This window comes from Pseudoxanthomonas composti (genome assembly GCF_004122095.1).
Classification (GTDB): domain Bacteria; phylum Pseudomonadota; class Gammaproteobacteria; order Xanthomonadales; family Xanthomonadaceae; genus Pseudoxanthomonas_A; species Pseudoxanthomonas_A composti.
Map to the genome: position 1 here is coordinate 135,298 of NZ_SAWZ01000002.1, position 18,043 is coordinate 153,340.

17 protein-coding genes and 1 tRNA gene are annotated in these 18,043 nt (G+C 69.3%); 9 read left to right on the plus strand and 9 right to left on the minus strand.

All coding sequences use genetic code 11. The features are described from left to right. Position 1 precedes the first annotated feature (1 nt). Positions 2 to 589, minus strand: a complete 588-nt coding sequence (locus EPA99_RS03910) for a cysteine dioxygenase family protein (protein WP_129469892.1) — start codon at positions 587 to 589, stop codon at positions 2 to 4. 41 nt (positions 590 to 630) lie between these two features. Between EPA99_RS03910 and EPA99_RS03915 the strand changes: the two genes are divergently transcribed. Beyond that, positions 631 to 1,248, plus strand: coding sequence for a BLUF domain-containing protein (locus EPA99_RS03915; protein ID WP_129469893.1), 618 nt, complete (start codon positions 631 to 633; stop codon positions 1,246 to 1,248). Positions 1,249 to 1,625: 377 nt separating this feature from the next. Here the strand turns inward: EPA99_RS03915 and EPA99_RS03920 are convergent. Both EPA99_RS03920 and rnd read right to left on the minus strand, forming a co-directional pair. Beyond that, positions 1,626 to 1,701 (minus strand) — tRNA-Ala (locus tag EPA99_RS03920). Between the two features lie 42 nt (positions 1,702 to 1,743). Next, the gene (rnd, locus tag EPA99_RS03925) at positions 1,744 to 2,820 is read right to left on the minus strand and encodes a ribonuclease D (RefSeq protein ID WP_129469894.1); all 1,077 of its coding nucleotides are present in this window, start codon (positions 2,818 to 2,820) and stop codon (positions 1,744 to 1,746) included. A 73-nt stretch (positions 2,821 to 2,893) separates the two neighbouring features. On the opposite strand from rnd, the gene EPA99_RS03930 reads away from it, so the two are divergent. Both EPA99_RS03930 and EPA99_RS03935 read left to right on the plus strand, forming a co-directional pair. Further along, positions 2,894 to 4,768 (plus strand): formylglycine-generating enzyme family protein, encoded by a 1,875-nt coding sequence (locus EPA99_RS03930; protein ID WP_206733685.1) that lies wholly within the window; start codon positions 2,894 to 2,896, stop codon positions 4,766 to 4,768. A 21-nt stretch (positions 4,769 to 4,789) separates the two neighbouring features. Further along, positions 4,790 to 5,719, plus strand: coding sequence for a M48 family metallopeptidase (locus EPA99_RS03935; protein WP_129469895.1), 930 nt, complete (start codon positions 4,790 to 4,792; stop codon positions 5,717 to 5,719). A gap of 8 nt (positions 5,720 to 5,727) precedes the next feature. Here EPA99_RS03935 and EPA99_RS03940 read toward each other — a convergent pair whose 3' ends face one another. From EPA99_RS03940 to gluQRS, 4 genes are all read right to left on the minus strand, one after another. After that, on the minus strand, positions 5,728 to 6,447 hold the full coding sequence (locus EPA99_RS03940; RefSeq protein ID WP_129469896.1) for a 3-oxoacyl-ACP reductase: 720 nt from the start codon (positions 6,445 to 6,447) through the stop codon (positions 5,728 to 5,730). A 78-nt stretch (positions 6,448 to 6,525) separates the two neighbouring features. Beyond that, entirely contained in the window at positions 6,526 to 7,047 is a 522-nt protein-coding gene (gene phaR, locus EPA99_RS03945) for a polyhydroxyalkanoate synthesis repressor PhaR (protein ID WP_129469897.1), read from the minus strand. Positions 7,048 to 7,188: 141 nt separating this feature from the next. Then, positions 7,189 to 7,929, minus strand: coding sequence for an acetoacetyl-CoA reductase (gene phbB / locus EPA99_RS03950; RefSeq protein ID WP_129469898.1), 741 nt, complete (start codon positions 7,927 to 7,929; stop codon positions 7,189 to 7,191). A gap of 35 nt (positions 7,930 to 7,964) precedes the next feature. Next, positions 7,965 to 8,867: a tRNA glutamyl-Q(34) synthetase GluQRS gene (gluQRS, locus tag EPA99_RS03955; RefSeq protein WP_129470381.1), complete on the minus strand. Its 903-nt coding sequence runs from the start codon at positions 8,865 to 8,867 to the stop codon at positions 7,965 to 7,967. Between the two features lie 116 nt (positions 8,868 to 8,983). On the opposite strand from gluQRS, the gene htpX reads away from it, so the two are divergent. Continuing rightward, positions 8,984 to 9,856, plus strand: coding sequence for a protease HtpX (htpX, locus tag EPA99_RS03960; RefSeq protein WP_129469899.1), 873 nt, complete (start codon positions 8,984 to 8,986; stop codon positions 9,854 to 9,856). A gap of 437 nt (positions 9,857 to 10,293) precedes the next feature. On the opposite strand, the gene EPA99_RS03965 is transcribed toward htpX, so the two are convergent. Then, positions 10,294 to 12,366, minus strand: a complete 2,073-nt coding sequence (locus tag EPA99_RS03965; protein WP_129469900.1) for an EAL domain-containing response regulator — start codon at positions 12,364 to 12,366, stop codon at positions 10,294 to 10,296. Positions 12,367 to 12,484: 118 nt separating this feature from the next. Continuing rightward, a complete protein-coding gene (gene epmB, locus EPA99_RS03970) occupies positions 12,485 to 13,507 on the minus strand; it encodes an EF-P beta-lysylation protein EpmB (protein WP_129469901.1) in 1,023 nt (340 codons plus the stop codon). A gap of 103 nt (positions 13,508 to 13,610) precedes the next feature. Between epmB and efp the strand changes: the two genes are divergently transcribed. The 5 genes from efp to EPA99_RS03995 all read left to right on the plus strand — a co-directional run bounded on the left by efp (position 13,611) and on the right by EPA99_RS03995 (position 17,901). Continuing rightward, the gene (gene efp / locus EPA99_RS03975) at positions 13,611 to 14,177 is read left to right on the plus strand and encodes an elongation factor P (protein WP_129469902.1); all 567 of its coding nucleotides are present in this window, start codon (positions 13,611 to 13,613) and stop codon (positions 14,175 to 14,177) included. A 223-nt stretch (positions 14,178 to 14,400) separates the two neighbouring features. After that, a complete protein-coding gene (locus EPA99_RS03980; protein ID WP_129469903.1) occupies positions 14,401 to 15,744 on the plus strand; it encodes a TRZ/ATZ family hydrolase in 1,344 nt (447 codons plus the stop codon). A gap of 42 nt (positions 15,745 to 15,786) precedes the next feature. Beyond that, a complete protein-coding gene (ubiG, locus tag EPA99_RS03985) occupies positions 15,787 to 16,512 on the plus strand; it encodes a bifunctional 2-polyprenyl-6-hydroxyphenol methylase/3-demethylubiquinol 3-O-methyltransferase UbiG (RefSeq protein WP_129469904.1) in 726 nt (241 codons plus the stop codon). Next, entirely contained in the window at positions 16,505 to 17,209 is a 705-nt protein-coding gene (locus EPA99_RS03990) for a phosphoglycolate phosphatase (protein ID WP_129469905.1), read from the plus strand. Before ubiG ends, EPA99_RS03990 begins: the two co-directional genes overlap by 8 nt. Next, a complete protein-coding gene (locus tag EPA99_RS03995) occupies positions 17,206 to 17,901 on the plus strand; it encodes a squalene/phytoene synthase family protein (RefSeq protein WP_129469906.1) in 696 nt (231 codons plus the stop codon). Before EPA99_RS03990 ends, EPA99_RS03995 begins: the two co-directional genes overlap by 4 nt. The last annotated feature ends 142 nt before the right edge of the window (positions 17,902 to 18,043 follow it).

An 18,043-nucleotide genomic window follows, 5' to 3' on the forward strand; every position in this document is an offset into this window, starting at 1 on the left:
CTCACGCCACCACGGGATTGTGCTGGACCACGCGATACCGTGCGTGGGAGGCGGATTGGAAGGTGCGCACCTGGTCCACGGCCTCGCCGTAGACATGCAGCGAGAGCGCGACATCGCGCTTGCTGGCATTGCGACAGGCATGCAGGTCGCCAGGCGGCAGCAGTCCCAGCGACTGGCCGGCCTCCAGCCGGCGCCGGCGCGCGACGCTCAGCTCGGCGCAGCTGCCGTCCTCGTCCTGAAGTTCGTACTCGGTGATGTCCAGGGCGCCATGCAGCACCGACTCCACCCCCCAGCTGCCGCCGTGGTCGTGGATGTCGGTCCCTTGCCCCGGTCCCCACGTCATGAGCAGCACTTGATAGCCAGCGCTTCCGCCATCGACCAGCAGGTGCCGGCGATAGCGACCGGGATCCGGCACGAAGAAGCCATCCGGGATCTCATGCCGTGTACCGAGCAGCCCGGACATGCCCTCGGTCAGCAGCTGCACGCGGCGCGACAGGTCGCGCGTGGCCAGCGAGATGGTGGTGAGGGCAACCACGTCGTCCAGCAGCGGGAAGCTGGCGAGCGCGCGGGAAACGTCGGGACGGTGCATGGCGAACTCCTTCCACGCCGGTGCCTTGACACGATGAGGGCATGATGTGGAAGCGCGGTTATGCCGTCAGTGGCCGCCCGGTGACGGTCCGGTTATGCGCGCGTCGGGTCGGTTTGCAGGGGGCGGGCAGGCACGACGCGGCGCTGAACCGTGGCGTGCGTGCCTGGTCGTACTGGAGGGCGGGAACGGTTGCATTGGCCGCGGCCGCCCCGCACTCTACCGACGTGAAAAATCCAGAAGTCCAGGCCCTGGCCTACAGAAGCACCGCGCTCGCCTCGTTTAATACGCCGCAGCTGGATGTGCTGGTCGCCGAGTCAAGCGCGCGTAACCTGCTCGAGTCGGTCACCGGCATTCTCCTGTTCGACGGTCGGGACTTCTTCCAATACATCGAAGGACCACGATCGGGGATCGAGCGGACCTACGAGCGCATCAAGACCTCAAGCCGCCACGACATCACCCAGGTCGTCTACCAGGGTGTCGCGCCCGAGCGTTATTTCCCCAGGTGGCACATGGTGGCCAGCAGGATCGATCCGACCTCGATGGGCCGATTGAGCACACCGCAGTGGCGCAGGGCGATGGCGTCATTGCCATTGGCCGAGGGGCGCTCGGAAGGCCTGGAGGAGCTTCTTGCGTTCTGGCGGCGGTCCCAAACTCACTAGAGAGCGCGGTAGGCAAGCTCCGCCGTTGTGGCTCGTGATGAGCTGCTGCTTTGCCGACTGAGGCCAGCGCGATCGGAATCGTGTCGCGGACCTCTAGCGGGCGCATCCTCGACGCGGATCGATCGGGCCCCATTCGCTCAATCCAGTCTGTGTTATCCGCAGGCGATACCTGGGTGCGATCCAGACGACATGCCGATCTTCATTCGGCAATGCGCCCGCTTTCGACGAAACGCAAGTAACCGATCAGCCCGTAGGATTGCCCTGGCGTCAGAACCGGAGGAGACGTGCGCGTCGTACACCCGGAAAGGGGCGATACCCAAGTGCAGGCTGCGCGCCCTTAAAACAAAAAGCCCCGCCGAAGCGGGGCTTTCAAATCTTGGTGGAGCCAGGGAGGATCGAACTCCCGACCTCGTCATTGCGAACGACGCGCTCTCCCAGCTGAGCTATGGCCCCAAGGGGAGTTGAAGTCTACCGGCATGTTCGCGGCGATGCCAGTCAGGCGAGCAGGGGCCCCAGGACCGGCTCAAGCTGCTGGCGGCGCCAGCCGGCCAGGGCCTCGGGCCACTGGCCCGTTTCAAGCAGCTGCTCCAGCCAGCGACGCGAGGCCAGGACGCCGTCGGGCAGGGCCAGGGCCGCCGACTGCGCTGTCACCGCGTCCTGCAGCTTCTTCAGCCGTTTCTTGTCGGCATCGGTGGCCGCATGCGCCAGCGGCAGGTCGGCTTCATCCTCCGACGGGGTGGTGAGCGCCTGCCAGATCGCCTCGGCCAGCTTGCGCGGGGCCTTGGGCTGCTTTTCCAGCCAGGCCTGCAGGGCGGGCAGGTCCGCCGGCGGCTGCTTAGCCAGGGTGGCGGCCAGTTCGTTGTCCAGGATCCAGCTGCGCGGCTTGTCGCTGCGGCGGGCCTGCAGGTCGCGCCAGCGCAGCAGGCGCAGAAGGCGCAGCTGCGCGGCCGCATCGAGGAACTGGGCGCTGCGCATGGACAGGTGCGGCCAGCGCTCTGGCAGGTCCTGGTCGATGGCGGTGGCCAGGCGCTGGCAATCGGCGTCCAGCCAGCGGCGGCGGCCTAGCGCCTGCAGGCGCGCGTCCAGATCGTGATACAGGGTGCCCAGATGCGCGACATCCTCGGCGGCGTAGTGCAGCTGGCTGTCGCTAAGCGGCCGCCGCATCCAGTCCGAGCGGGTCTCGCCCTTGTCCACGTGAATCCCGGTGATGGCATCGACCAGCTTCTGATAGCCCATGCCCGAGGCCAAGCCGGCCAGCGCGGCGGCCACCTGGGTGTCGAACATCGGCGTCGGCACCGCATCGCAGGCGGCCTTGAAGGCCACCAGGTCCTCGCTGGCGCTGTGCATCACCTTGAGCACCTGCGGATCGACCAGCAGTTCCCGTAGTGCCTCGGTCATGCCCGGCACCAGCGGATCGATCAGCAGGATCTCATCGCCGATGGCCAGCTGGACCAGCGCCAGTTGCGGCCAGTACGTGCGCTCGCGGATGAATTCGGTATCCAGGCCGACCCAGGCGGGGGGCTGCTGCAGGTGGTGGCGCAGGGCGCCGGGGCTGTCGATCCAAAGAGGCACGCAATCTCCGCAAGATGTTCCAAGGTTGCCCGGTCGGGCGACAATAGCCTACCGTCCCGGTCCTGATGTCTGCATGCTGGAGCTTCCCTTGCGCGCCCCGGTCCTGATGCTTGCAGCGCTGCTGCTGGTCTCGGGTTGCGAGCCCGCGCAGCAGCGCGTTGCCGCGCGGCAGGACCCGGCCGCGGGCGCACAGCGTGAGAATGCGGCGCAGGTCACCGTCAGCGCCGATGCCGAATCGGACCTGTCGCTCAACTGGCGTCCGCCGTTGACCCAGCTGGCCAAGGCGGACCTGCCGCAGGCCCGGCGCGATGCCGAGCAGGCCATGAAGCAGGGGCGTCTGTTCGAAGAAGCCGATTCGGCCATTCCGCTGTACCTGTCCATGCTGGCGATCGCGCCGGACGATGCGCGCGCAGGGCGCAGCCTTGAGCGTGCGGTGCGCGCGGTGCTGGCGCAGGGCCGCCAGGCGGTGGCCGAGGCTGGCGACCAGGCCGCGGCCTTGCGGCGCGCCGTGGCCATCGCCGCAGTGATCCGCACCATGGCCCCGCGCGTGCAGGACCTGGCGCAGCCGGCAAGCGACTACCTGGCCTCGGTGGATCTGGCCGAGCAGCTGTGGCAGCTCAATGCGGTGGGCGAGGACCAGCTGCGGCAGGGCCAGCTGGGCGAGGGCGGCACCGGGGCGCTGTCCAGCTTTCGCCAGGCGCTGCAGCTGCAGCCGGATCAGCCGCGCGCGATGCAGGGCCTGGCCGCGGTGGAAAGCGCGCTCATCCGCCGTGCCGAGCAGGCCGCGCGCGAGACCGATTACCCCTCGGCCGACCGCTGGTTGCGGCTGGCCGCCGGCGTGCGCGAACCGGTCGGGACGCTGGACGATGCCCGGGACCGTGTGGCGCGCATCCGCGACGCCCAGGTCGCGGCCCTGCGCGATGCGGGCATCCGCGACCTGCAGACCCCGCAAGGCCTGCGCGAGGCACGCGACAAGCTCGCCGAGGTACTGCGCATCGCCGCCCCTGGCGATGCGGTGGCGGCCGATTTCCGCCGGCGCGTGGACCTGGTCACCCATTACGGCCTGTTCCGTCCCGGGCAGGTCTTCACCGACGCACTGGAAAGCGGCGGACGCGGCCCGGCGATGGTGGTGGTGCCGCACGGCGCCTACCGCATGGGCGCGGGCGAGGACGAGCTGGGCGCGACCGAGGCGGAAAAGCCTGCGCACTACGTGCGCTTCGAGCGGGGCTTTGCGGTCTCGCGCACCCAGGTCACCGTCGGCCAGTTCCGCCGCTTCATCCAGGCCACCGGCTACCTGGCGCGGGCGACGCGGCGCGGGCACTCCATCGTCTACGACGAGCGCAGCGGCAACTTCGTGCGCAGGAACGGCGCGGACTGGCAGAGTACCTACAGCGGCGCCCCCGCGGGCGATGACATGCCGGTGATCCACGTCAGCGTGCGCGACGCCGACGAGTACGCCAAATGGCTGGGCGCGCAGACCGGGCGTGGCTATCGGCTGCTCAGCGAGGCCGAGTTCGAATACGCGGTACGCGCAGGCCGTCGCGGCCGTTATCCCTGGGGCGACAGCGGCAGGCCGCCCGAGGCCGCCGGCAACCTGACCGGTGGCAACGATGTCTCGCCCAGCGGGCGCACCTGGAACAACGCCTTCGTCGGCTACGGCGACGGGTACTGGGGGCCGGCGCCGACCGGGCGTTTCCCCCCCAACCCCTGGGGGCTGCGCGACATGGGTAGCAACGTCAGCGAGTGGGTGGCCGACTGCTGGCACTCCAACTATCGCCGCGCGCCGGCCGACGGTGCCGCGTGGTACAACCCCGGCTGCAGGGCGCGGGTGGTGCGTGGCGGTTCCTGGGCGACCTCGCCCATCCAGACCCGCGCCGCCTGGCGCTCCTCCAACGATTCGGACATGACCAGTGCGCGGGTCGGGTTCCGGGTCGCACGCACGCTGTAGCCACATGATCGGAGCGTCACGATGAGGCAGTCGCCATTCGGTGGTCGGGCCATGGGTCCCTCGCAGCCTCGCGGCCGTGGCGGCGGGTTGTTCGGCAGCGTGCGCTGGCTGGTGCTGATCGGCTTTGCGATCTACGCGGCGATCAGCTGGTTCGGCGGCCGCCAGACCGACCCCTACACCGGCCAGGACGCGCATTACGGAGCCACGCCGGCAGAAGAATCCGAGCTCGGCGTGCAGGCCTACCAGCAGGTCCTGGGCGATGCCAGGGCGCAGGGCGCGCTGGTGCCGGAAGACGCGCCGGTCAGCCAGCAGGTACGCACCATCGCCCAGCGGCTGGTGGCGCGCGTGCCGCAGGTGGCGGCCGACCTGGCCGCGCTGCACCAGCAGCCGGTGCCGGACCTGAGCCACTACGACTGGGCAGTCAGCGTGATCCAGTCGGACGAGGCCAATGCCTTCTGCCTGCCCGGGGGCAAGATCGCCGTCTACACCGGCCTGGTGCCGGTGGCGGAGAACGCCGATGCGATGGCGGTGGTGATGGGCCATGAGATCGCCCACGCGCTGATGCGCCACGGCGCCCAGCGCATGGCGCAGCAGAAGCTGGTGCAGCTGGGACAGGTGGCGGCGGGAATGTCCGGCATCGACCAGCAGACGATGGCGGCCATCGGCGCCGGCGTGCAATACGGTTGGGTGCTGCCGTATGGGCGCGGTCACGAGACCCAGGCCGACGAGGTGGGGTTGATGCTGGCCGCCGCGGCCTGCTACGACCCGAAGGCGGCCATCCCGCTGTGGGAGCGCATGTCCCAGCTGGGCGGCGGGCAGCGCCCGCCGGAGTTCGCCTCCACCCATCCGGACCCGGACAACCGCATCAGCCACCTGCAGTCGCTGTTGCCGCAGGCCGAGCAGTTCCGGCAGAAGTACTGCGGCAGCGGGGCCGCCGCCGCGATGCGCTAAAGCCGCGCTCAGAAGCTCATGAACAATCCGCCGTTGACCGGCAGGTTGACGCCGGTGATGTAGCTGGAGGCCTCGTCGGCCAGGAACGCCACGGCGCGCGCGATGTCCTGCGGTTCGCCCAGGCGGCCGACCGGGATGGCGGCGCTGGTGCGCGCCAGGGCTTCGGCCGGCATGGCCGCGGTCATGGGCGTGCGCACGTAGCCGGGCGAGACGCTGTTGACGGTGATGCCCTTGGCCGCGGTCTCGCGCGCCAGCGACATGGTCAGGGCATGCAGGCCGGCCTTGGCCGCGGCGTAGTTGGTCTGGCCGAAGTTGCCGGTCTGGCCACTGACCGAGCTGATGTTGACGATGCGGCCGTAGCCGCGCGCCAGCATGCCCGGCACGGCGGCGTGGCACAGCGAGAACGCCGCGCGCAGGTTGACCCCGAGCACCGCGTCCCAGTCCTCGATCTGCATCTTGCGCAGCGTGGCGTCGCGGGTGATGCCGGCATTGTTGACCAGGATGTCCACGCTGCCGAAGCTGCCTTCCAGCTCCTGCACCAGGGCCTGGCAGGCGGTGTCGTCGGTGATGTCCAGCATCCGCGTGTGCAGCTGCGGGTCGGCGGTGGCGGGCGGGGGCGGGGCGCGGTCCACGCCGATGACGGTATGGCCCTGCGCGCGCAGGGCCTGGCAGATCGCCGTGCCCAGGCCGCCGGAAGCGCCGGTCACCAGCGCGATGCGTGCTTGCATGTCTTCATCCTGGATCGATGGAAAAAACGAAGCCCGTGCGCCTTGCGGCGCACGGGCCCGGGTCTTGCGGTGCGCAGCTCAGCGACGCTTGTTGAAGTTCGGGTCGCGCGGCGGCGGTTCGGTGCCGGGGCGCGCCGAGGCCGGACGTCCCATGCTGCCGGCGCCCAGGCCGCGCTGGAACTCCTGCCACAGCTCCAGGTTGCGCTCGGTGAGCTGGTTCATCATGGCCCACGGCGTCTGGCCCAGCAGGTTGCCCATCTGGCTGCGGAACTGCTGCTGCTGCTCCATGAACAACTGCATGCTGCGCTCCAGATAGTTGCCCATGAAGCCCTGCAGCGAGTCGCCGTAGAACCGGATGATCTGGCTGAGCATCTGCGTGGACAGCACCGGTTCGCCGGCCGATTCCTGCTCGGCGATGATCTGCAGCAGCACCGACCGGGTCAGGTCCTCGCCGCTCTTGGCATCGCGCACTTCGAAGGTCTCGCCGTCGACGATCAGCTGGCGCACGTCCTCGATGGTGATGTAGCTGGAAATTTCCGTGTCGTACAGACGACGGTTCGGGTACTTCTTGATGATGCGGATAGCGCCTGACTTGGCCATAGCTGGATCCGGTGTTTTCGGCAGGATGACGCAGTGCAATGTCGCCGGCAATGAGACCTAAGGAAGGGGTCCCATTGCCGCGCGGGCGTGATGAATGTGTGACGAAACCTCTTGATTTCCGCTCTGGAAAAGGTGGTGCGATCACCAGCCCATGTACTGGCCGCCGTTGGCCGAGAGGTTGGTACCGGTGATCCAGCCGGCTTCGTCCGGCATGAAGAACGTTACCGCGTAGGCGATCTCCTCCGGCGTGCCCAGGCGCCCTGTGGGAATCTGCGCGACGATCTTGTTGCGCACGTCCTCGGGCACGGCCATCACCATCTCCGTGCCGATATAGCCGGGCGAGACCGTATTGACGGTGATGCCGAATTTGGCGTTTTCCTGCGCCAGCGAGATGGTGAAGCCATGCATGCCGGCCTTGGCCGCGGCGTAGTTGGCCTGGCCGTACTGGCCCTTCTGGCCATTGATCGAGCTGATCTGCACGATGCGCCCCCATTTGCGCTCGCGCATGCCTTCGATCACCGGCCGGGTCATGTTGAACACCGAGTTGAGGTTGGTGTTGATGACCTCGTTCCACTGCTCGGCGCGCATGCGATGGAAGGTGGTGTCGCGGGTGATGCCGGCGTTGTTGACCAGGATCTCCACCGGGCCCAGCTTGCCTTCGACCTCGCGCACCAGCGCCTCGGCCTGTGCGGCATCGCCCACGTCGCCGGGCACCAGCAGCACGTCCACGCCGCTCTGCTGCATCTGCGACTGCCAGGCGCGGGCCTTTTCCTCGTTGCGGTAGTTGGTGGCGACACGATGGCCGAGCTGGGCCAGGCGCGCACAGATGGCAGTGCCGATCCCGCCGGTGCCACCAGTGACAAGGGCGACGCGTGAAGTCATGGAGATGTCCGTCGTTGATGGAATCGCGGACGATTCTAGACAGCGGTCCGCAGCGGGCCGTTGTGCGTCGCAGCGAAATCGTGCTGCAGTTGCACCGGCAACCGGGTCGGATCGAAGGTCACCGCTGCCTGGGCGAGAAATGATTGCCGTTCGGTCATGTGCTGCGGCATCAAAGGCGCCTGCCCCAGGGCCTTCCACGCCAGGTGCAGCGCGGGCATGGGCTCCTCGGCGTCCACCGGCAAGGCCGCGTGGGACTTGGAGAGCTTGTGGCCGTGGACGTCGGTCACCAGTGCCAGATGCAGGTAGTTGGGCGTGGGCAGGCCGAGTGCGCGTTGCAGCAGGATCTGCCGCGGGGTGGAATCGAGCAAATCCGCGCCGCGTACCACGTGGCTGATCCCCTGCTGCGCATCGTCCACCACCACGGCCAGCTGATAGGCCCACAAGCCGTCGGTCCGGCGCAGCACGAAATCGCCCACGCCCAGGTGCACGTCCTGATGCTGCGGCCCCTGCAGGCCGTCCTCGAATTCGACGACCGCATCGGAGGCCACGCGCAGTCGCACGGACGGGTCCGGCCGGCGGCGGCCCGGCACGCAGCCATGGTGGATGCCGGCATGTTCGGCCAGGTCGCTACGGCTGCAATGACACTCGAAGGCCAGGTCGCGCGCCAGCAGATCCTGCAGCGCCGCCTCGTACAGCGCGTGCCGCGCGCTCTGGAAGACCGGCGGGGCGTCGGGGTGCAGGCCGAAGGCCTGTAGAGTCCGCAGCTGGTCCTGCGCGGCACCGGCCACCTCGCGCGGGGGGTCGATGTCCTCGACCCTGACCCACCATTGCCCACCCGCCTGGCGCGCCAGCAACCAGCTGCCCAGGGCCGTCACCAGCGAGCCGAAATGCAGGGGGCCGGTCGGTGATGGCGCGAAGCGCCCGCGATAGTCGGACATTACAACCATGACAGCTCGGGAAGATCGCTGAATGAGGAGCGAGCCTACAGCTTGAATTCGCGTGTCCGCGTCTACAAGCTTGCTTCAGTCATTCCCTCTCTGCTTCGGAGTTTCCCGTGTTGACCCGCATCGGTTTGTTCCTGCTCACCAACCTGGCCGTGCTGGCCTTGGCCGGCATCGTGATGTCGCTGTTGGGGGTGAACTCGGCCAGCATGGCCGGCTTGCTGGTCATGGCCGCGATCTTTGGCTTCGGCGGCTCGCTCATTTCCCTGTTGATGTCCAAGTGGATGGCCAAGCGCGCCACCGGCGCCATGGTCATCGAGACCCCGCGCAACGATGCCGAGCGCTGGCTGGTGGACACCGTACGCCGCCAGGCCCAGGCCGCGGGCATCGGCATGCCGGAAGTCGCCGTGTACGAGGCGCCGGAAATCAACGCCTTCGCCACCGGCGCCAACCGCAACAACGCGCTGGTGGCCGTGTCCACCGGGCTGCTCAACCAGATGACCCAGGACGAGGCCGAGGCCGTGCTGGGCCACGAGGTCGCCCACGTGGCCAACGGCGACATGATCACCATGGCGCTGCTGCAGGGCGTGTTGAACACCTTCGTCATCGTCCTGGCCCGCGTGGTCGGCGGGGTGATCGACAGCTACCTGTCGGGCAACCGCGAGGGCGGCCGCGGCTTTGCCTACTACATCATCGTGTTCGTGCTGGAGATGGTGTTCGGCCTGTTCGCCACGATGATCGCGATGTGGTTCTCGCGCCGTCGTGAATTCCGCGCCGACCATGGCGGCGCCAGCCTGGCTGGCCGTCAGAAGATGATCGCCGCGCTGGAGCGCCTGGCCCGCAACCACAGCGAAAGCACGCTGCCGACGCAGGTGGCCGCTTTCGGGATCACCGGTGGCGTGAGCCAGGGCCTGCGCAAGCTGTTCCTGAGCCACCCGCCGCTGGAAGAGCGCATCGCCGCGCTGCGCCAGAGCACCGCCGCCTGATCCGCGCTGGATCGGCGCTGAAACAGATGGGCCGCTCAATGAGCGGCCCTTCTCGCATGCGACAGCCCGCGCAGCCGCGAAGAGGCTCCCATAAAGCCGCTCCCACAGAAGCCGCACCCACTGAAGCCGTTCCCACAGGTCTTGCCGCCTCGGGCGCCTTGGTGGACAAGTTGCGCGTTGTCCACCCTACGTAGGGTGGATGGCGCTCTTCCATCCACCGCCGCGCACTCGCCGATGAAACCGTGATCCGCGCGAACGCGGAACTCCCACTGAAGCCGCGCCCACTGAAGCCGTTCCCAGAGGGTCTTGCCGCCTCGGGCGCCTTGGTGGACAAGCTGCGCGTTGTCCACCCTACGTAGGGTGGATGACGCTCTTCCATCCACCACCGCGCATCTTCCGGAGCAGACCGTGACCCGCGCGAACGCGGGACTGCCGCCTCAGCCGAACTCGAAGCTCATCGCCGGGGCCGCCGGGCCGACGAAGTGCCCCTGCACGTAGTCGATGCCCGAGTTGAACAGCAGGGTCATGGTCGCCGCATCCTGGATGTGCTCAGCGATGGTGGTAATGCCGTCCTGCTGCGCGCGGGCGGTCATCTCGCCGATCTGGTTCTGCTGCTCCATCGCCACGGCATGGTCCTGGGTGAAGCTGCGGTCCAGCTTGAGGAAGTCGGGCTTGAAGTGCGACAGCAGCTGGAACGAGTCCAATCCGGTGCCGAACTGCTCCAGGCCGACCTTGCAGCCCAGGCCCGCGGCGGCCTGCAGGAAGGCCTGGGCCGCGCGCAGGTGGGTGAAGACCTTGGCCTCGGTGCTCTCCAGCCACAGGCGCTCGCCCGGCACGCCGTGGTAGGCCAGCGCCTCGCGGATCAGGTCGACCATGCTGGGGTCGGAGAACGAGGGCGGGCTGATCTTGACCAGCAGCCGGACGGGCCTGCCGGCGCGTTCGCGTTCGCCCAGCAGGGCGATGGCGCGCTGGATCACCCAGCGATCGATCGGCCCCAGCAGCTCGTGCTGCTCGGCCAGGTCCAGGAAGGCGGTGGGCAGATAGGTCTCGCCGCCGGCCTCCAGGCGCAGCAGGGCCTCGTAGAAATCGCCCGGCTCGCCCATCAGCGGAATGATCGGCTGGAAATGCAGCGCAAAGCCCTCGCCGGCGATCCCGGCCTGGATCATGTCCAGCAGCCGCTGCACGCGTTCCTCCTCGGCGCGGTCGGCCGAGCCGGGGTCGAACAGCTGCACCGCGTTGCCGCCCAGGCCGGCCACGGCCTGCACGTTCTCCGCTGCACGCGCCAGCACCTGGCTGACGCTGGCGATCTTCTCCCCGATCTGCACGCCGCCGATGCTCACGGTCAGCGAAAGCGCGCGCTCGCCCACTTCCAGCACGTGGCGGGCGAAGGCCTCGCGCAGCGACTGCGCCAGCGCGCCGGTGCGCGCATGGTCGCCGGGGCTGAGCACGGCGAAGCTGTACTCGCCAAAGCGTGCCGCGCGCATGTCCGGGTCCAGGGTCTGCGACAGCCGCGTGGCCAGGGCGGCCATCAGCGTGTCGGCCGCATGCAGGCCCAGGTCCGGCAGCAGCCGGGCCACATGGTCCGGCTCGATCAGCAGCAGGCCGCAGGGCGCCTCGCCACGGCCCACGCGCGCCACCGCGTCCTCCAGTTCCTGCAGGAAGGTCGGGCGGTTGAGCAGGCCGGTGACCACGTCGCGCTGGCGCAGGTCCTCGACCTCGCGCGCCAGGTCGGCATCGAAATCGCGCCGGCGGAACACCACCTGCACGCACTGCTCGCCCTCGTAGCTGGCGGTGGCGAACTCCATCGTCGCCGGGAACACGTCCCCGTCCATGGCCCGCGCCTGCAGCTGGTACAGCGGCGGCGGCGGCTCGCCCTTGCTGAGCTGCTTGAGCAGGGCCTTGAAGTCGGCCACGTGCTGCGGTGCCACCAGGTCCAGCAGGGAGATGCCTTCCACGTCCTCGAAGGACTCGAAGCCGAACATCTCCAGGTAGGCCTCGTTGGCGCGGATGTGCATGCCTTCGTGGATGTAGGCGATGGGGTCGCGGGAGGAGGCGATCAGCGCATCGCAACGGCGCTCGGTCTCGCGCAGCTGCGCTTCCAGTCTGCGCAGCGAACGGCGGGTCTCCAGGTCGTCCCATTCGCTCTGCAGCCGCGCCAGCAGGTGCGCGCCGCGCCCGCGCAGGACGAAGCCGCGGGCGCCGCGGTTGGCGTCCTCGACGATGGCCGCCTCGTCCAGGCTGTCGTGCAGCACGATCACCGGGATGTCCTTGCCGCTGGCGGCGACCTTGGTCAGGACCTCGCTGATCGGCACCAGGCGCGCGCTGCGAGTGGCCAGGATCAGGTCCAGCGGGTGCGAGGACAGCTGCTGCTGCAGCTCGTCGATCCCCGACGGCCGCAGCGGGCGTACGGCGATGCCGCCATTGCGCAGGGTGCTGACGACGGCCTCGGCCTGCTCGCCGCTGTCGTCGACGATCATCAGACGCAGGGTGGAATCTTTCGCGGCGGCCATCGGGCTTCCTCTGAACGAAGTGGCTTAATACATGAGCCCCCGCGACACGTCCATGAGGGCGCGCCCACGCCAGGCGAGCCTGCGACCGCCTTGGCGCCCACGACCGGGGCGATCGCGGTCAGAGTGGGCGTTTGCCGGTGTCGCCCTGGATCTCGCGCACCAGCCGCGGCACCAGGTAGCCGGACAGGCGTGCTGCAAGCGCACGATGCAGGGCGCGGGCGGTGTCGTCGTCGACCTCGAAATGCGCCACCCCCTGCACCCGGTCCAGCTGGTGCAGGTAATACGGCAGCACGCCGGCGGCAAAGCCGCGCTCGGACAGGTCGGTCAGGGCCTGGACGCTGTCGTTGACCCCGCGCAGCAGCACGGCCTGGTTGAGCAGGGTCACGCCGACGCCGCGCAGCCGGGCCAGGGCCCGGTCGACCTGGGCGTCGAACTCGTTGGCATGGTTGGCGTGCACCACCAGGGTGACCGGCCAGGGCAGGGGCGCCAGCCAGTCCAGCAGCGCCTGGTCCACGCGCTCGGGCAGGACGATGGGCAGGCGGCTGTGGATGCGCAGGCGCTTGAGATGGGGCACACGGATCAGCGCGGCGGTCAGCTCGGCCAGCTTGTGGGTGGCCAGCGACAGCGGGTCGCCCCCGGAAAGCAGCACTTCCTCCACCGAGGTGTCGGCCGCGATCAGGTCCACCGCCTCGCGCCAGCCATCGCGCGCGGCGGTCTCCTCGGCGTAGGGGAAGTGCCGGCGGAAGCAGTAGCGGCAGTTGATGGCGCAGCTGCCGGTGGCCACCAGCAGGGCCCGGCCGTTGTATTTCTGCAGCACCCCGGCACCGGAGCGGGCCGCCGCATCGCCCACCGCGTCCAGGCTGAACCCGTGCGCAGGGCGCATCTCATCGTCCAGCGGCAGCACCTGGCGCAGCAGCGGGTCGGCCGCATCGCCCACGCGCATGCGCGCCACGAAGCCCTGCGGCACCCGCATCTGGAACTGCGCGGCGGCCTGAGGCGAGAGCCGAGCGGCCAGTTCGGGCAGGCGCAGCTGCGCCAGCAGGGCCATCGGGTCGCGGACGGCATCGCGCCAGGCCTGCTGCCAGCGCGGGGCGCTGTGGGCGGGCTCGGGCTGCAAGGGCAGGGAGGCTGCGGGTATCATGGGCGGTCTGAACACTAGCGCCCGCCAGGAACGGCGGGCGCTCCATTCTATCCGGCCCGTCGCATGCCGCGGCGGGCCCGCCTGATCCGAGGAGTTTGTACGCATGGCCAGCTATGGCATGAACGACGTCAAGAACGGGATGAAGATCCTGGTCAACAACGAGCCCGCCATCATCACCGAGACCGACTACGTCAAGCCGGGCAAGGGCCAGGCCTTCACTCGCATGCGCTTCCGCCTGATCCGCTCGGGCCGCGTGCAGGAACTGACGCTCAAGAGCACCGACGCCATCGAGGCGGCCGACGTGGTCGATACCGACATGCAGTACCTGTACAACGATGGCGAGTACTGGCACTTCATGCAGCAGGAGACCTTCGAGCAGGTGCAGGCCGACGAAACCGGCGTGGGCGATGCCAAGAAGTGGCTCAAGGGCGAGGAAGCCTGCGTGGTGACGCTGTTCAACGGCAATCCGATCCAGGTCACGCCGCCGAACTTCGTCGAGCTGAAGATCACCGAGACCGATCCGGGCGTGAAGGGCGACACCGCCGGCACCGGTGGCAAGCCGGCCACCCTGGAAACCGGTGCGGTCGTGCGCGTGCCGCTGTTCGTGGGCACCGACGAAATCATCAAGGTGGACACCCGCACTGGCGAGTACGTCTCCCGCGTCAAGTGACCCATGGCGCGTGCGCTGCGGCGCACGCCTTCGCCATCGGGTCATCCCGCGCCGGCGGAGATCCAGCGTTTGCCTTCGACCTCGCCTGGCTTGCATTGACGGCCGCGCCAGAATCGCAGTCAAAGCCAATGGGCCCCCGTCAGCGCGGAGATGACGACCTGAAAGCCGATCGTGGACGGTGACCATCCCGCGCAGGCTGCACTCTGACCCCAAGCGAGCCAGCATGAGCGAATCCAGCACCCCCCCGGAACCCTGCGACCTGTTGATCGAAGCCGGCTTTATCGTGCCGGTCGAGCCGCATGCGGTGGTCCTCAGCGACCACGCCGTGGCCATCACCGGCGAGCGCATCGTCGCCATCGCACCGCGCGAGCAGGCGCGTGCGCGCTTTGCGCCCAAGCAGGTGGTCTCGCGGCCGCACAGCGTGCTGATCCCGGGGCTGGTCAACGCCCACACCCACAACCCGATGACGCTGCTGCGCGGGGTGGCGGACGACCTGCCGCTGATGGTGTGGCTGCAGCAGCACATCTGGCCGGTGGAAGCGGCGGTGATCGGGCCGGAGTTCGTCGGCGACGGCACCGCCTTCGCCGTGGCCGAGATGCTGCGCGGCGGCACCACCTGCGCCAATGAGAACTACTTCTTCCCCGACGTGCAGGCCGCGGTCTACAAGCAGCTTGGCTTCCGCGCGCTGGTCGGCCTGCCGGTGATCAACTTCCCGACCGCCTGGGCCAAGTCGGACGACGAGTACTTCGACAAGGCCGGCCAGGTGCACGATGCATGGCGCGACGACGCCCTGGTGTCCACCGCCTTCGCGCCGCATGCGCCGTACACGGTCAGCGACGCCAACTTCGAGCGCGTACGCATGCTGGCCGACCAGCTGGACATGTCCGTGCACCTGCATACGCACGAGACCGCGCAGGAGGTGGCCGATTCGCTCAAGGAATACGGCCAGCGCCCGCTGGCGCGGCTGGACCGCCTGGGCTTGGTCAACGACCGCCTGATCGCGGTGCACATGACCCAGCTGACCGACAGCGAGATCCACCTGTGCGCCGAGCGCGGCGTCAGCGTGGTGCATTGCCCGGAATCCAACCTCAAGCTGGCCTCTGGCTTCTGCCCGGCCTGCGCCCTGGTCCGTGCCGGCGTGAACCTGGCCATCGGCACCGATGGCTGTGCCAGCAACAACGACCTGGACATGTTCGGGGAAACCCGCACTGCCGCCATCCTGGCCAAGGCCGTGGCCAACGACGCCACCGCGCTGGATGCGCCCAGCGCCTTGCGCGCGGCCACCCTGGGCGGGGCGCGCGCGCTGGGGCTGGAAGAAAAGATCGGCTCGATCGAGGTCGGCAAGCAGGCGGACCTGGCCTGCATCGACCTGTCCGGCCTGGAATCGCAACCGCTGCATCACGTGCTTTCGCAGATCGTCTACGCCACCGGTCGTCACCAGGTCACCGACGTATGGATCGCCGGCCATCGCAAGCTGGCCGAGCGCGTGCTAGTGGACATGGACATCGACCGGTTGATCGCCAACGCCAGGCAGTGGCGCGAGCGCATCGCCGGCATCAGCCGCTGACCCGGCCGCGCCGCGCGTTCATCCCTTTTCGAGGAATCCCCCATGCACGCATCCGCGAGCGAATCGTCCAACTTCCGCCAGGCCGAACTGGACAAGTTCGGCGCCCTGGCCAACCGCTGGTGGGACCCGGATGGCCCGCAGAAGGCCCTGCATGCGCTGAACCCGCCGCGCCTGGACTACGTGCGCCAGCGGGTGCGCCTGTCCGGCGCGCGCGCGCTGGACGTGGGCTGCGGTGGCGGCCTGCTGAGCGAGGCGCTGGCGCGCGAGGGTGCCGAGGTGACCGCGCTGGACCTGTCGCCCGAGCTGATCAAGATGGCCAACCTGCACCGGCTGGAGTCGGGCTTGCAGATCGACTACCGCGTGCAGTCGGTCGAGGCCCTGGCCGAGGAGGCTGCCGGCAGCTTCGACGTGGTGACCTGCATGGAGATGCTGGAGCACGTGCCGGATCCGGGCGCGGTGATTGCCGCCTGCGCGCGCCTGCTGCGCCCCGGCGGGCAGCTGTTCGTGTCCACGCTCAACCGCACGCCCGCCGCCTTCGCGCTGGCGGTGGTGGGCGCCGAATACGTGGCACGGCTGCTGCCGCGCGGCACCCATCACTACCAGGATTTCATCCGCCCCTCCGAGCTGGGCACCTGGCTGCGCCAGTGCGGACTGCAGCTGCAGGATGTGAGCGGGCTGGCCTACGAGCCTTGGCGCAATCGCGCGCGCCTGACCCGTCGCACCGAGGTCAACTACCTGGCCTGCGCGCTCAAGCCCGGGCATGACTGAGGTGGTCGCCAGCGAGGCCTTGCTGCCGGCGCGGTTCCCGCGTGCGGTGCTGTTCGACCTGGACGGCACGCTGCTGGACAGCGCACCGGATTTCGTCGCCACCCTCAACCGCATGCGCCACGTGCGCGGGCTGCCCTCGGTGCCGGCCGAGGTGGTCCGCCCCAGCGTCTCGCGCGGCAGCCGCGCGATGCTGCAGGCGGCCTTTCCGGAGATCGACCAGGCCGAGCGCGAGGGCTGGGTGCCGGAGTTCCTGTCGATCTACCAGGACGAGCTGGGCCGCCACAGCCAGCTGTTCGACGGGGTGGCCGAGCTGCTGGAGGCGCTGGAGCCCGCCGGCACGGTGTGGGGCATCGTCACCAACAAGCCCGAGTACCTGGCCCAGCTGATCCTGCCCAGGCTGGGCTGGCAGGGCCGCTGCGCGGTGCTGCTGGGCGGCGACACGCTGCCCGAGCGCAAGCCGCACCCCATGCCGCTGCGGATCGGCTGCGAGCGCATGGGCGTATCGGTGGCAGATTGCGTCTATGTGGGCGATGACGAGCGCGACATCATCGCCGCGCGCCAGGCGCCCATGCCCAGCATCGCCGCGCTGTGGGGCTACCGCATGGCCGAGGACGACCCGGTGGCCTGGCGCGCCGACCGCATGGTCGAGGACGTGCATGCGCTGCTCACCCCGGCGAACTGGCCCGTGGCGCCGTGAGCGATTCGGCCGGGCTGGACAACTTCATTGGCAAGTGGCGCACGCGCTGGCCGGAGTGGCAGGTGGCCGAGACCTTCATCCCCGCGACGCAGCGGCAGGCGGTGGTGGCCTGGTTCGCGCTGCTGCAGGAGTTCGAGGACATCATGAACGTGGACGGCGACCCGCTGCCGGCCGACGCCAAGCTGGGCTGGTGGGCGCAGGAGCTGCGCGACTGGAGCCAGCAGCGTTCGCGCCATCCGCTGGGGCGCGTGCTCGAGCCGCTGAAGGCGCCCTGGGCCGAGCTGGCCGAGGCGCTGCCGGTGGTGCAGCTGATCCGGCGCCAGCCGGGCTCGCTGGACGATGCGATGGCGCAGTTCGCGCCGTTCGCGCGCGTGGTGGCCAAGGTGGAGGCGGCGCTGTTCGATGCCGCCGCGCCCGACGCCCACGGCCATCAGGCATTGGCCGCGCAATGGCTGGCCTCGCGTGCCGAGGCCGCAGGTGCGGCGGCGGCGCCCGTGGGGATGGAGCTGCCCGCCTGGCGCGCGCTGCTGCTCAAGGCCTGGCCGCCCGCGCCCGGATTGAGCCGCCCGCGACGCCTGTGGCTGCGCCTGGCGCGCCTGCGCCTGAAGCGCGAACTGGCCGGCGAGCGGCCGGTCGCCAAGCCCCTGGCGCTGCTCTGGCACAGCTGGCGCGGCGCTTCCGGCGGGCGCTGAGCGGCCGCAGTGGAGGGCCGGGCGGCCGGGACGGACTGGGCTATGCTTGGCGTCCGCCTTTGGGGGGTAGGGCCCGCTGGCCGATGGGGATGTACGGACGCATCTTGCTCTGGATGCTGTGCCTGATCGCAGGCGCAGTGGC